Genomic DNA, 15,472 nt, shown 5'->3' with positions numbered 1-15,472 from the left:
GTCCTCCCAGATATCACTGAACCTCATACCGAGCCATTCCTATCCCCGGCACGGTTTGCTACCCGCTCTTCAATACGCATTCGGCCCTTTAAGCCCCTTGATGATCGTTAACGCGATAATCCGATCAATAAGCGTTCGAATTAAAAAACTCATTTCGAATCGTCAGCCCGATAATTCGCAAGTCCAGCCAAAGAGACCAGTTATCAATATACCAAAGATCATGTTCTACGCGTTTTACCATCTTCTCAATGGTATCGGTTTCGCCGCGAAGCCCATTCACCTGGGCCCAACCCGTGATACCCGGCTTGACCTTATGGCGTTTCATATAGGATTCAACCAACTCCTTGTACTGCTCGTTATGTACCAAGGCATGGGGACGCGGGCCGACAATGGACATCCGCCCCTGCAGCACATTGTAGAACTGTGGCAGTTCGTCTAACGAGGTACCGCGAAGAAAAGCACCAAACTTCGTGATCCGCGGATCCCCCCTGCGCGCCTGAGTCACTTTACCCGAGGCTTCATCGTGAACTTCCATCGACCGAAACTTGTAGACCTTGAAATGCCGGCCATTACTTCCCATGCGGTACTGCTTGAACAATACAGGGCCTGAGGACTGGGCTTTCAGAATTACAGCGATGACAGCACAAATGGGCAGCGACACAATCAAGAAAACCGTACCCAACACCAAGTCCTCAACACGCTTGAGAAAGCGTGCCGTCTCGGTCATGGGGGTAACGCTCAGATCAATGGCAAAATGCCCTGCCACTTCACTGATACGATGGTTGAGCAACGTCAAGTCGCGAAACTCAGGAATGTAACGCACTTCCGCCGTCAGATGGCGCAACGCGAACATGACATTACGCACCGTGCCACCCATTTCGAGTGGCAGACAGAGCCAAACCTCGCGTGCCCCAGAAGCCTCAACCCTGCGTGCCAGACAATCGTAGAAATCTGAATCGGGGGCTTCCTTGAGGCGCTGAATGCCTGAAATCGCAAAGCCTTCTCCGGGCATCTTGCGCATCCCCCTGGCTACCTTGAGCAGGTTTTGCGAAGGCCCCACAAGAAAAACACCCCGCAAGTTCTTGCCCAATAGCCTCGCTCGCTTGAGCATAAGCATCACCAGAACACGAAAACCAGCGGCAATACCCAGCGAAAAGAGCAGGGTCATCCCCAACCATAACCGCGAATAGCGTACCGACGCTTCAGCCAGATAGATGATCGATGTAGCCAACAGCGCAACGATGACCCAGACCCCGATCAACCGGAAAAGGATGTTGGAGAGACGTGTGGTACGCCAACGAACGTAGGCACCATCAATGAAATTTGCCATCACCACAAAAATAGCAATGATGACCATACCCAACAGGAAACGATCATGTACTTCCGTTGTACCAAAACGAATGTAATGGGCCAGAAAACCTGAAAAAAGCACGGCCCCGGCGTCGATCAAGGGCACGAATATCTGGGCAGGATAACGGTCTGTAATGTTTCTCTGTTGTCTTGGATCGCTCATCGGCTTGACAGGTGACTCGAGGACAGAAGATTCATACTATTTTAAAAAAGTAAAGCGAAAATCACAAAGACGCAGCCGTCGCCTGCTTAGTCGAACTCCCCAGTAGCTCCACTGCATCATCAGCCATTTTTTCCATAATTTTATCCCGTAGAAAACGCTTGATGAATGGCTCACGCGAACGAGCCGTTAGTTCTAACGATTCGAGCGCATTCACCGCTGCCCCAGAGTCGCAAGGCTCGAATACGCCGACATTCTCGATATGCTGGTTGCAAAACTGTGCGGGAAAGGCTCGCACACCGGCCCAGATAGGCTTTCCCGTCGCGGCATACTCGAAAAGCTTGGAAGGTATCACTCGTGAAAAGCAGAACATATCATTCAAGTGGAGGAACAGAATATCGGCTTTTTGGTATTCCTCATTCAACCGCTCCCTTGCCACTGGTGGCCTGATCTCCACGTTAGGTACCCCTTCTATCCTCAGGGCCGCCTCCAACGCCTCGCGTTTGCCTCCATCACCGATCAAAACGAAATCGGCACGATCTTCCAGGCGCTTCGCCAAGGTCGGCAAGATACGGTCGATGCCTTGGCACGTGCCAATATTGCCTGCATACAGTATGCGTAAACGACGCGACGACTCTCGCGCCCGTTCATTCTGGATCGGCGATTGAAACGAAGACGGTTGGGCTGTGACGTCACCCCTTGTCGAATCGGCAAAGAGCGGATCCACACCATTCGTATGCCAAGTGAACGCTTGCTCGGGATAACGTGGCTTGAAGTAGGCTTCGAAGCCTGGCGATACTAGATTAACCTTGGCGGCGCCGCTAACCGCCCATCGCTCCAGGGCGCTGAAAAAACGGATGCCAAGCCATCGCGCGCCTTTCGGCAGGAGAAAGGGCAAGTTCTCGACAAAAATATCGCGTAAATCGAGATAAAGGCGCGCCGATACACGACCCGCGACATAACGGCCCAGTACGGCGGTCATCAGCCGTGACGACGTCGCTATCACCAAGTCGTAGTGCTGACCTCGTGTGAGTCGCGACACTTGGCGAGCATACGCCGCGAAGGCTCTTGATTGATCCAGTATGCCACTGCGATGACTGGGCAGCTCTATGCGCCGCACAGTGAGGCGCCCTTCGTAGGCAGTCTCGAAAGCGGGCGCCTGGCTGGCATACTGGGCATAGCGATTGGGTGCCGTGGTCATCACTTCAAGCGTATAGCCTGCCGGTAACCGCTTCATCAGCGCCTCGACCAAGGCCTGACTGCGGAATGATCCGGCGCCAAGATCGGGCGGGAAGTAGAAGCTCAGCAGTAGAATTCTGCCATGCTGCCTCACCGGCGAGACTCCGCGACGGCCCGATTCGGCAATACGTTTGCGTAAAGGTCCAGCAATGTCTGCTCCTGAGTTTCCCAATTGAGTGTCTGTGCCGCCTGCTTGGCGTGGGCACGATACCATAAGCGCAACTCAGGATCGCTCACCAGCGAGCGAATCGCCTCTGCCAAGGCCTCGGTATCGCCGGGCGGCACCAGTAACCCCAGGTCGTGTTTGCGCACCACCTTACTGATCTCGGGCAACTGGCTAGCCACTATCGGCAACCCCGCGATCACGTACTCGAACAGCTTGTTGGAGTCCGTCGTGAAATGGTTCAGGCAGGTGTTCTCGATGGGCTGCACACCGATATCCGCCGAGGCTGTGTAAGAAGGCAGCTCGTCCAACGCCACGGTATCGATAAAGCAGACGCGGCCACCCAGGCCCGAGGCCTTGGCCAGCAGCTTCAGCTCATCGGCCTGGCTCCCGCCACCAATGAAGACGAAATAGGCCTCCGGCACCTTGGCAGCCGCCTTGACCAGGCGATCAAGCCCTCTACCCGGCTGCAGCCCGCCCTGATACAGCACGATCGGCCAGGGCTCGCTCAACCCAAGCTCCTCGCGAATGCGATTAGTGACTTCCACCTTCACCAAGCGCGGGCGGTTCTGGAGTACCAGAGGGCGCGCAACCCCATAGGCGCGCGCGAAGAACTTGGCGCGCGCATCCGTCGTGGTGATCATTCCCGCCACGCGGGGCACCAGCTGCTTCTCGATCCAGCCCACCATGCCTCGAAACGACCGATAGCCCTCACGGTCGGTACTGATTTCATGGGCGTCATAGATCAGGGGTGCCTTGACCAGGCGGGCCGCCAGCCAGGCGGTTGGCAGCATGTTCACGTCGTGGGCATGCACGATATCCGGCCGAGCTCGAAATATCGCCCAGGCCATGCTGAGCAGCGCTCTGCCACGAGAGGCCACGAGAGCCAGCACCTCCCGCCTGGAGCGCCCCCCTTTGGTGGCGCCATATGGCTTCGCCGGCTTGGCCTCGCTGGCTCCATGGCGCTGCACCCGTACGCCACTACCCAGCACCTCGGAGCGAGGCGCAACCCCCGGCAAGGCGAGCGCATGAACCGTCACCTGATAGCCGGGTAGCGTCAGGGTCTCAGCCTCCTTCCGGACGCGTGCATCATTCAGAAAGGGATTGCATACCAGCATACTGACGCACACTTCGCGAGCGCGCGTCACAGGGCGATGATTATTCTGCATTGACGGCTCCTGGTCGAACAATCGCTTCCAGAGTGGCTAGCCGCTCCAGTAGACGAGGCAAGAGCTCCAGCGCCTGCACATAGCGCTGCCGGTTGCACTCACGCTCAAGCGCAAACGCCAGAGCAGCCAGCTCTGCCTGCTCGACCCTGATGTCGCCGAGCTCCGCACGCTGCTCGACAGCTAACTGCAGAGCGTCACCAAGTTTAGCCAGCGGTTTTTGAGCTTCGGGCCACCCAGAGCCCACAGGCTCCAGCGACCACCGCCCCCAATTCAGCAAGATAGGTGCCACACTCTGACCAGTATCCGCTGTTGGCACCCAGATAGCATCCTGGTTGATCTCGGGATTGTGCAACACCACGGGGAGCGCTTTCAGCTGCTGCTGCAGCAATGGCAGCTGTTCGAGCAACATAGCCAGATCTTCTTGCTGCTCAGCCGTATCCGCGGCAACTCGCAGCCGTTCAACAAGACTGAGCTCCAGGCGCTGCCACAGCAATGGTCTGGAACGCAGATAGCGCTTTACGGCATCTGGATGTGGCTGAGCGGCCAGCAGCTCCCCAAGCAGCTGCTGGCTTAGCCTCTTCACCTGACGAACCTGCGGTTGTTCACCTTGGGGTAGCTCGAAGATTAGGCAATGGAACTTCTCCACTTGGGTGGCGCCAACCCAACGCGGGGCAGATAGTCGACTGGCAGGCTCGGCCATCAGCGTCGCTTCATGCAGCGCCCAGGAGCTACGGTTAATTTCGAATAGCTTGATGAGGAATTGTCGCTCTCCGCGTTTAACAATTAGCCCCACCACATTGGGGATTCCCAACTGATGCCAACGGCAAACAACGTTACCCTCTTCCGGGCCCACCAGCTTATTCAAGACAGCTGCTACCCAGGCCTGCCGACCTCCGGGAACCAGCAGTGGCCATAGCGACTTTTCCGGGCGCGTCTGCTGGGGCAGCAGCACCTTGCCGTGAAAAAACAATGCATCTAGCTTCAATTGCTGGCGGCGCAGCGAAGCCAGATCTCCAATCATTCCGGAAGCACGCTGCATTATCTGGCGACTAAGCAAAAGCGATACGATCGCAATAATCACTCCGGGAGGAGACCAGAAGATGAAATCCGCCACCAGAAACCCGAAGGCAATGAAAAACCCAACCCCCCCTGCCAAGGTCAGCGTCTGAGGCAATTTCGACTCCAAACGTTCACGAAAGCCGGGGCTTTGCTCATGCAACCCCCAAAATAATACCAATACCATAAAAAAGTAGCTTGTAATGACAAGTGACATCCAAGGGTAAAACCAGCCGAGCCCGAAAAGCGCCAACGCAATGAATACACCACTGGCTAAAGCGCGGGAGTATCGCTGGTAAGAACTGGCAGCCAACTCTTCCTGATTTTCGAACAACACCATCTTTTGACTCATGGCCAACAGCCGAGATGTAGATAACGATGTCACCCAAGCAATCATTCGCTCGGCAAGTAAATACAAAAGGAAGAAACCTACTGTTCCTACACTCAGCGCTGCAATCAACACGTCGCGATCGATTTCAGCGAAAGAGGCAGGGAAATAACGAGGGACCCTATCGGAACCCAGCATGATGACAACTTTAAGGGGAAGGAAAGACGCCAATAGCGTTGACAGTTGAGACACGAGGGTTAGCAACACAATTAGCGCTGTGAAAGCTGGAACAACACGAAAGAATTTGGCACTCAAACTCTTGAACCATTTAAGAGAAATATATAAGTTATTAAACATAGCTATTAAGCATCAAAAAGGTTCTTTGTTGGTTCATGTAATTTGGCGAGATCGCGCATATAACTCATCAGGCGTCTAAATGAGTAAAACCTCATAATAAAGTTCTCCACCTTTACCGTAGGCTTGAGCAAAGACTGATAGGCTACCGACGCTCACACCGTAGGGATCATGTTGAGATAGTTTCCTGAATTCATAAACAATCGCACTGCTCGCGGTGTCCGGTTTTGTACACCATTGTCGGCAAGACCAGCTGGGACCACCAATGGATAGCGATTCGAAACGCGGAAATCCATGCGGTGACAGGTGTTCGAGTTCATCAAGCTGGATTATTAACCCAGCAACCTTTCATGTATGCTCCAAACCCCGTATTTATGGGGCACGCGAAGCATTGCGACTAACCTTTTTGATTGCCGGTTTAATACAAAGGATGGCGCAGCCCCTCCTGCTTTTACCGGGTGACCCAAAGCGCTTCATCTATTCCATGAAACCATAGGTAACAATAATAAATGCATGATCCATATCAAGATTGCAAAAGCCACTCAATAATTATACCCAGCCTTCAAAACAACATTTTTAAGATTTGTTTTTGACATCCGGATATATTCTTTTGGAATTTCTTCTTTAGCTCCAGAGTGCTTATTAGTTTTCTTTCCATTATTAATTGACTGCTCAACCAAAAAAGGAAGTTTTTCTAAGTCTACACGTCCTCCGATTATATTTGCCAAGCTTTTATGGAACCGCTCATTATTCTCTATTATATCTTCAAATTTTATTTTTTCATCATAAGGAAATCTTAGCGCTGAGTTATAAAATCTTTCCGTCTTACGTATATTTTCATTTAGATATTCTTTATTTGATATCCCCTCTGGATGAAGGTATTCCTTATACTCACTCTTCCGGAATGTTCTAGAAATCACCAAATCAACAGGGTTTCTAAGTAAGAAGCACGAATTGTAATGAATTGTCCATTCAGAAAAATATTGTAAGTTAGCTTTATGTGCGGTGTTAATTATAGGCCCGTTGCAAAAGAAATTACTCGCGGCCCCACAATGAATTAAGTGATAGGCCTCCATAAATTTATTTTTGTCACTATCACTTAAATCTTGAACTTTATTAATAATATTTGGTGCTATATACACCTCACCCAAGGGTATCGAGCGCTTAGCTTCCGACATAATACTTTGGAGAAGATGCGATCCTGAAGAACCATAACTTGATATATAAACAGTTTGGTAATTGTTATAAATTCTATTTTTAGCTGCCGACAAAGAAAAAAACACCAGCTCATCTTTAGACCATCCGTAAAAATCATTTATTTTTGAGACCCTATTGGATGTTTTTTTAACTTGGCGGCGATTGCCACACCAGTAATAATCCAGATTTTCCAAAAAATCACTAAGCAAAAATCCTACTTCATCCATACTGCCCCCGAAAGTTTAAATTAGTTGTTATCGACGTAGCCAAAATAATGAAAATCTTTTTCAAATCGTTCGGAGACTAATGATTTTAGAGGTTTTGTCCAATACTGGCTGACTTTATCAGTCGACCCAGTTTTAGATGGAGACATATTTTTTGATCCAAAGTCAGGAATTTTAGACTTAGGGTAAATATTTTTCCATATTTTCAACATATCAACATTAAATGTTTCTTGCTTGCCTATAAATGTATAATTAATTAAACCGCACATTGCATCCGCATATTGTAAACGCCAGTGATTATTTTGTTCGAAATTGCTTTGCTCGCAGATTGCTTCAATAAATTCAGCGAAATGTACATCGTAGCCTATCTCTTTACCAAGATACCTAACCAACTCTTTATATGGAGTGGACTTTTTTGGAACGATCCTATCCAGGTAGCATGAAAGCAATCTTGAGTAAGGGTTACGAACAAATGTAAATTTAAAAAATTTATCACTCGTCAAAACATTGTTTAAGCAATCTTCGGAAAGTTGAAAAGGGGAAATCAGAGGAGAAGCGCGACGATCATGAACGTTATCATATTTCAAACGTGTTCCACGCGACTCTTCAGCGTACAAGAAGTACTTTACAGTGCTATTCGCGGCTTTTCCTACAGAATGAAAAAGGTATCTGTTTTTTAGCGATATATACATATGGCTATTTAAATCATGAACAGGCTTTTCAATATCCATCCAACACCCTCAAAAAATTCCTAAACTATTCAACTTTTCAAACAAAATTTTCCCGACCACTTGACTTGAACCAATTGTTAAATGCAAATCGTCGTAAAAAAAATTACTATCGCAAGCCTGTGACTCCAAGTCGACAAGATCGATATAGTATTTTTTACAAAAATCTCGACAAGCAAGATTCACCAATTTCCTTTGATCAACCTTAGCATTATACCTATTAAATTGGATTCTTGTTTTATTTAGCCATTCATCATTTTCTTCTACGTTATGTCGATGAGGTGTCGTTACAAAACAGTGCGGTATATGGGAACTATCAAGTAAAAAATGAATCGTTTTCAATGCTTTTTCTACGGACTTAAGCCGTGCATTGTTTTTATAATTATCCGTCAGCTCATTTTTTTTCCCAAGAGGCACTAAAGGAGATAGTTTTGGATCTTTATTCCAGTAGCCATTTTCTAAGGATTGAATCCGTTGATCGTTTGTTGGAACAAACACAACAGTATAGTCTGGGGCAAAGGGTATTACTTTGTTAATAATAATATTTATTAAATGTAGTGACGTTGCACCTGAGTAACCGCCGTTCAAAACATTTACATCCGGAACCAGCCTCTCGATTATAGCGTTCAACCTTTTATCTTCATCAACGAACAAAGATTCAACAAATGAATCACCAAGGAGAACTATATGCTTTTTCCTTTGATCTCGCCCGACTAAAAGACTGTTTATTATGAATCCGTTAGAGTCTGTGTTTAGAGCATAGTCTTTATCTTCTAAAGCTGATGTTGCTACTGCAATTTGCTTTTCGCTCGGCCGCTTAAATGTACTCAGGTTGCAACCCCATTCTTTTAACCTGATAACTCTACTCATGATTTTGGCCTACAAACCCGAACTCTATTGAACTTTCCACGCAAGAAGAAAGAGATGAGAGCACTATACGCGGATTACCATTGGCGACATTATACTTGCTCGATGAATAACTGGCCTCAAAGGTTTTATTGCTTTTACCTTGAAAGAACCCATAAAACCTAGCTGTAGATCCGATGTGACAATAAGAGAATGCAAAATCAACCTTGAGATGATTTTTTCTTATGGACTTTACCTCTGCACATTCACCAAAATAAAAATTTAAAAAAAGTGGCTCACCTGATGATTCATCTTTTACTGTAAAAACCCCTTTCTCTATACTTGATACGTCTACTTTTCTTGAAATTTTATCTCCGAACATAAAGCTGTCTGCGTAAATAATATTGCAGTTTTCGTCTAAGCCAATCTTAGGAAATGATTTTAATTTCCATTTATCTCTTACTGGCTTACCTTTAACGTAAGCTACTGTATGCGCCAAGTGAGATCTCATAAACTTTCTTATAGTAGATTTTTCATTATGAGAATATAAACCACCATCCCCGAGAATGACATCACCATTACACCATAGATAGACCATTAAATCGTCATCATGCCTATGGTAGTTAGAGAAGTGGCAGTTTTTTACTAGTAGAAAAAAATCGCCTATGTTTTTATTTTTCCCTTTGATAATCACATAACCAGAATCGCTATAGTTAAAAATTCTAAGGCTCTCTTCACCACCACAATTGTCTGGTAAGCCTGCCTCCCCGCCTTGAGTATCGCCAATCATCGGTAAGTAGCCATCAGGTAATGTAATCGCTCTCAAGAAAGCTTCAGCTGTTTTGATATACCGTTCACCCAGTTCCGATATATCCTTTTCCCCTAAGTGAATAAAAGTACGCAGCTGCTTGAGCCTACCCAGCATCATCTTTTGGTAGCCAGGGCTATTTTCCTTATGCACACCCTCTTCAGTGAAGGCGAATGTCACTTCATCTTTAAGTCGTTCGCGGTTACGCTGCCGATAGGGCTCGAAATCATCACGGGCAAACATCAGTCCTACGGTCAGGGCAATCATCGCCTGGTCGAAGCCATGGTTGGTGTGTTTTGAGTAATGCTTGTCTTCTTGGAGCCATTCAAGGTGTTCGATGACCAAGCTGGCAAAAGGCTCGGCACGTGCTTCTTCACTTATAGTAAGTCCGGCGACATGGCAGAACAGCAGCCAGTTAGTCAGGTTCCGCACACGGAACGCGGAGGCGTGATCGTGCCATGCCAGCGGGGATTCCTCATTGTGCTTGGCATTGTTGGCCCAGCATTGAATGGCATCCAGGCAGTATGTAAAATAACGTGATCTCTCTTCTTCGCTTTGCAGTTCCAGGCTGTTAGAAAACCAGTTGAGAAAAGGTAGGGCCTGCAGTTGCCACCACCAGTTTCGATCACGCTCCAGGCTTTGCCAGTCAAAGTTGAGAATGTCCAGTACAGTATCTTCAAAGTTCCTAGCTTCGAATTGCTGCTCATCAACCAGTTTTTTCAGCTTATAATATTCTTCCTTATTCTTTGATTTAATGTTTTTTTTAATATACTGAATCGCTTCGGGTGTCGTGCAGGCCAACAGCTCTTTAGTGGTCATAGGATCTGCTTAACTCTGTATAATAACTTGTTTCCAACGCTGGCTTATATCTTGCGAAAAAATCGCGCCTTTCATATATGGTGCCAAGCCTTTGGTCGTTTCGCCGCTCACCACGGCCTGCTTGGCATGCTCAAGTGAGCTGACCACCCACGCATCGCCCCAAATCTCTGCCGCCCCATTCCAACCCCAGATGATCGGCGTGGTACCGGTCAATATGCCTTCCCCGATGGCCATATGGAAAGACTCGAAGTCCGATGGCGATAGGATAAAGCCCACCATGGTGAACCAGTCGTTCACGTCGTCACCGGGCGGATCAAAAATTACTTTATGCCGTAACTTTGGGTTGCTATTGATACGCTCGAATACCTGACGGTAGTAGGTCAACTCGTCTTCGCGCTTGAGCAGCCAGCCGTAGTCCAAGGGGTGCTTGCCTTTGATTCGCAGGCAGTAACGATCGTCCTCTTTGAGCAACACTTCGAGGAGGTCAACAGCGCGATCAAGTCGTTTACTCTTGGGGGCTACCCCAACTATGCCTAAGGTATAGGGGGCATCGCCAGTTTTCTTTTTGGGCGTGAACTTCCTGTCGTCCAGGTAATTGGGAATCACCGAGGTCTTGTCAATAGGGAAACCTTGGAAAACCTCCAGCGCCTGGCGGCGGGTGTGCTCGCTAACAAAGCTGACATGATCGATATTGTCCCAGTTGGCCTCGTTCATATAGGGCACACGGGCTTCCTGAGCGTGGAAGCGAGCCACCAAGCGCTGATGGGGCTTCTTGTGGTGGGAGTACCACTTGAGATTACCCAGGCACCATTCGCAGAAGATCACGCCAGCCTGTTCCAGCAAGGCGCGGCTCTGGGTCTCATCGTGCTGGTTGTGGCCCTGCCACTGGTCGATCAGAAACTCGAACTGGCCGGTGGCTTCCAGTTTCTGCTGCAGCGGGGTAAAGAACTTGAGGTCGTGCCCGGCCACTAGCACCTTGGCCTTGGCCTGGAGCTTGGGCGCTTTGGGTGTCTCATCTAGCCACTGGCGCATTTCCCTGACGCGGGTGGAGAAGGTGTGTCGCTCGGCCAACTGTTTGAGCGCATCGGCGGCCTGCCGGGCAATCTCCGGCTCGCTGAGTGCCAAGGTGAGCTGGCGAGCGAACTCCTCGGCGCTGTTGGCAAACAGCGGATAATCTTCTCCCACTAGCTGTTCGTGCAGTGGATTGCGATTGAGGATCACCGCGCACCCTGCCCCACCGTACTCCAGAATCTTGGTGGAGTACTCCACGGTGTCGTTCATACCCTCATCGCGCCAGGAGAGGCCTACGCGGGCCTGCTGCAGCTGCTGCTGAACGGCATCACGCGGCAAAGCACCTAGCCAGCGCAAGCCTTGAGTGGTTTCTAGCGCGTGTCGCATACGCCGTTGATAATCGGGCTGATCCAGCTCGTCATGGATCTTGTCGCCGATCATTACTAGCTCGCTACCGGGCACCTGGTGATGAATGGCGGGCCACTGCTCGGCCATTTCCAGGGTCATCCAGTCGCCCTTGAACTTGCCGGCGTAGATGGCACGTAACGGGCGTTCATCCAGCGGCGGCAGCGCCTTGGTCAGGTCAGGGATCACCGGGGTGTAGAGGCGCTCCTTGGCGGCGTCGAGGTCCGGGACCAGCGCCTGCCACAAGGCCTGAAAGCCCCGTGTCTGACACAGCAGGCGGTGGCAGCCGTGGGCAATACGCTGCATGCCACGGCGCTGATCGTCGCTGTACTCCTCCAGGCGCTGGGGAATATCCGTCAGGTATATCCAAGACTTCGCCAGCACGTCCAGCGCTTCCAATAGCTGGGTGGCGATCTCCAGTCCCCGCACGATGATCACATCGTAGGGGTTGGCGCGGTCCAGCCGGATCGCCAGCTCGGCCATCATCGACGGTGTTATGCGAGCAAAGCCCCTGCCCTTCCAGTATTGACGGTCAGTACCGTCGATAATGGTGAGGTTGTCGACGCCTTTTAGTGGGCCGAAAAGCTCATCGCGCTGCGGGGTGTTCTTGGCCAAAAAGTCGACTTGGGCGCTACCGGTGGCTGCGGTAGCCAAGGCGATGGTTTGCGACCAGATGGAGGAGCCATCGATGAAGTTGAGGTCGGGATTACCGCAGACCAGTACACGCTTGCTCATGGTTCAGCCTCCCGCCACTTGCTTATGTGCAACATCGACGGGCTGGAACTGGTCGCTATCGGCCAGATAAAGGTTGGCGTGGGTAACGCTAACCTCGGGGCTGGTATTGAGATAGTGCTTCAGGAACTCGGCGGTTTTCCACAAGGCGCTGCAGAGGACGGCTGGTTCACCGTACGCAAACCGATCTTGGCCGAGCGCCTTGGCCCAGCCGGCGGCATCGGGCTCGTAGATGCTGGCGTTGGCCAGGTCGCGCAAGTAGTGCTCGCCGTAATGGCTGTGGGGAGTAATCCAGCCCGCGATGGGATGCTCCGCCTGCTGCTCGGTCACCCAAGCGTCTTTCTCGCCTGGCTGCAGCAGCAGTATTTGCTCGGAAAGTGAATCAGCCAGAGTGGCGATGCCCGGCGGGCAGGTGATACCCAGACGGAAGGCGCGGTAGGACTGCTTTTTAGCGAAGTGATCCAGGGCCTCTAACTCCGCCTGGCCGTGGGCATCAGCCATCAGCAGCATCTGCGGGTCGGTGGGCAGGCGGTGTTCGATGCCCATCTGAACGAAGATATCGTTCAAGCGGTGGGCATAGGTGTGTTTAGCGAACACCTCGCGGATACCCGCAAGGCTACGACGCCGCCACTCGGTGTCATCGGTCATCAAGGTTCGGATGGCCTCATCGGCCTCTTCCTGGCTATGCACCATCCATACGGCATCAGACTCGAACAGGTTCTCGATGCCCTTGGCGTAGGTGCTAACCACCGGGGTGCCGCAAGCCATAAGTTCGAACACCCGGCGCGCGAACATGGTGGGCGAGTCGGTCACCGAGTTGACGTTCAGAAATACCCGGTAGCGGCTGTATTCGTTGCACAGTTCTTTATAAGGCAGGCTGCCCTTAATACCGGCCTGATACTCTTCCGGGAAGGGGAAAAGACCTGTGCCGTGGTTGCGGTCGTAGATATCCAGGCCGTGCTTATTAGCAGCTTGTAGCAGCCATTTCATGGCCTGCCCCCGCTCGGCGTGGCGGTTGCCGTACCAACTGCCGGCAAAGCAGGAACGCGGCTTGCGGCCCGCCAGCGGAGCGGGCTTATGCAGCCCAGGCTGAGCGGCAAAAGGTAGCGCATGAACGTTTTGGTTGCCGGTCTTGGCCTGGTAGGAGGCCTTCATGTTGGCGTCGGTGGTAAAGATGTGATCCACCAGTTTGGCGCTGCACATGAACTTGTCGTGGTGGACCGGGTCTTCCTTGTTCCAGAACAGCGTGGGGATGCCCTTCTCGCGGGCGTATTGGCAGATATGCGCCACTTCCTGACCAGGCTTGTTAGAGTAGTCCGCCACTCGGTACTGCCAACTGCCATGATTGCCTCTCCAGGCGCTTTCGATAAAGAACAACGCCGGCCGGTATTTCTCCGCAAGAGCGTACCAGTTGTCAGGGCGAGGCTGGATCAGATTCACCTCCTGCTCGAAGCACCCGGAAGTGAATTCGTCCATGATGCCAATCACATAAGGCTTGTCGTTCGGCGGGTACTCGGGCCAGCCAAGAATACTGATTTCCTGTGCCGCGGAAGAAGGCGGAGTGAATGTTTCGGACTGCGCACTTTCTCCACCGCGTTTTTGATTTTGCTGCTTAACGCCCCCTATGAGGACTTTCATTGACTGAGGGTAACTAAGGTAGGCAACTTTACTATAGGGAACGCCAAACCGTGTTGCGAGGGGAACCACAACCTTCCATTTTACTTTACGCAAGTATTGCTGAAGGTTCATGCGCTGTTTAGGTAGATTTTTTTTCGGCATCTTAAGACGCCACAGTCGTACAGGCAGTTTGACTGCATCAATTACCGAGCCGGAAGCTTTTTTTACATACAGGCCGGCTTTGTAAGTCTGGCTGGATTTCAGAGCCGAGAGCTTGTGACTGAGCTCCCGATACTTTGCGTTAGCGACCCTGTATTTGGCGGACAACTCATCGAATTCCGCTCTCATCTGTTCATGCGTTTTACTTGCGACTAACAACCTCTCTTCAAGACGAGAGACCTGTTGGCGAAGTGTGGGCTCGGAATAAAGAGTTTTTTTGGCACCAGGGCGGGTTAATCGCCCAAGCCCCTTTTCTAATGAAAGAAACTCAACGTCAAATCCATAGACATTGGCCCAGCGTTCGCAGATATCCTTCTCTTCCTGGCGAATAGTGTCATCCATCCACACTTCGGCATTCGGGGAAAGCTTATCGGCCAGCGCAGGTAGAGCCGGGTAACGACTAAATAGGCACGTGATTCCCGGTGGGCCATCTACCCAGATAAGATCAACTTGCTTGACATCTTCCAGCACCGACAACGAATACCATTGCGACGGATTATCGGCATCGTCGGGATTCAGATGCTCACCTTCCCATGCTTCCAAGTCACAAATACGCAGGTCTACCCAGTCTTCTAGGCGCTCAGCTTGCAGAGTGCTCAGGGTCTGCGCGCCATAGTGTTCACTATGTTCAATTGATATCAGCTCACCCACACCGTTTTGACATAAGGCATCAGCGATCACTAGCGTTGAAACTCCGCTGCCGAATTCGACGATCACCTGCGGGCGTGTAGCGATGATGTGAGCATGCAGGCGAAGAAGCACATCAGGCGACGCTGCCCAGCCGCGCAACTGCGGCAAATGGCCCTTGATAGCCAGACGCCGCTGCAGCCACGAGAGGCTCTCCAGCTGGGTGTAGAGACGGTTCTGGACAATAAGCAGGTCGCGAGTCAACTTCCCGGAATTCTCTTTGATTCCTTGGAGAAGCTCTTTTTCCATGGAGACAGGTTCTTTGTCCATATCGGCAGGTTCTTTTGTCATCTTTTCTTTAGCGTTCCCATAGTTTTTAAAAAGGTAGACTGGAATCCTGTCAAGCATAAACTCCTTGAA

The 15,472-nt window shown here is 50.7% G+C and carries 10 protein-coding genes; all 10 read right to left on the bottom strand.

The annotated features are described in order from the left end of the window. Window positions 1-124 precede the first annotated feature (124 nt). Window positions 125-1,513: an undecaprenyl-phosphate glucose phosphotransferase gene (locus KG088_RS04705; RefSeq protein ID WP_213824335.1), complete on the bottom strand. Its 1,389-nt coding sequence runs from the start codon at window positions 1,511-1,513 to the stop codon at window positions 125-127. Window positions 1,514-1,574: 61 nt separating this feature from the next. Beyond that, window positions 1,575-2,843: a glycosyltransferase family 4 protein gene (locus KG088_RS04700; RefSeq protein WP_213824429.1), complete on the bottom strand. Its 1,269-nt coding sequence runs from the start codon at window positions 2,841-2,843 to the stop codon at window positions 1,575-1,577. Continuing rightward, complete coding sequence (locus tag KG088_RS04695; RefSeq protein ID WP_213824334.1) at window positions 2,840-4,081, bottom strand: glycosyltransferase family 4 protein; 1,242 nt, start codon at window positions 4,079-4,081, stop codon at window positions 2,840-2,842. Before KG088_RS04695 ends, KG088_RS04700 begins: the two co-directional genes overlap by 4 nt. Then, on the bottom strand, window positions 4,071-5,663 hold the full coding sequence (locus tag KG088_RS04690) for a hypothetical protein (RefSeq protein ID WP_213824333.1): 1,593 nt from the start codon (window positions 5,661-5,663) through the stop codon (window positions 4,071-4,073). The genes KG088_RS04695 and KG088_RS04690 overlap by 11 nt, the downstream gene beginning before the upstream one ends. 698 nt (window positions 5,664-6,361) lie before the next feature. Then, the gene (locus KG088_RS04685) at window positions 6,362-7,243 is read right to left on the bottom strand and encodes a hypothetical protein (protein ID WP_213824332.1); all 882 of its coding nucleotides are present in this window, start codon (window positions 7,241-7,243) and stop codon (window positions 6,362-6,364) included. Window positions 7,244-7,263: 20 nt separating this feature from the next. After that, on the bottom strand, window positions 7,264-7,971 hold the full coding sequence (locus tag KG088_RS04680) for a sulfotransferase family 2 domain-containing protein (RefSeq protein WP_213824331.1): 708 nt from the start codon (window positions 7,969-7,971) through the stop codon (window positions 7,264-7,266). A gap of 9 nt (window positions 7,972-7,980) precedes the next feature. Beyond that, window positions 7,981-8,838: an SGNH/GDSL hydrolase family protein gene (locus KG088_RS04675; RefSeq protein WP_213824330.1), complete on the bottom strand. Its 858-nt coding sequence runs from the start codon at window positions 8,836-8,838 to the stop codon at window positions 7,981-7,983. After that, on the bottom strand, window positions 8,831-10,441 hold the full coding sequence (locus KG088_RS04670; protein ID WP_213824329.1) for a heparinase II/III domain-containing protein: 1,611 nt from the start codon (window positions 10,439-10,441) through the stop codon (window positions 8,831-8,833). Before KG088_RS04670 ends, KG088_RS04675 begins: the two co-directional genes overlap by 8 nt. A 9-nt stretch (window positions 10,442-10,450) precedes the next feature. Next, window positions 10,451-12,592, bottom strand: coding sequence for a glycosyltransferase family protein (locus KG088_RS04665; protein WP_213824328.1), 2,142 nt, complete (start codon window positions 12,590-12,592; stop codon window positions 10,451-10,453). Window positions 12,593-12,595: 3 nt separating this feature from the next. After that, window positions 12,596-15,460: a glycosyltransferase family protein gene (locus KG088_RS04660; protein WP_213824327.1), complete on the bottom strand. Its 2,865-nt coding sequence runs from the start codon at window positions 15,458-15,460 to the stop codon at window positions 12,596-12,598. Window positions 15,461-15,472: the final 12 nt, after the last annotated feature.

It is taken from the genome of Halomonas jincaotanensis (assembly GCF_018448785.1).
Lineage (GTDB): Bacteria > Pseudomonadota > Gammaproteobacteria > Pseudomonadales > Halomonadaceae > Halomonas > Halomonas jincaotanensis.
This window is presented reverse-complemented; position numbering and strand designations above follow the sequence as displayed.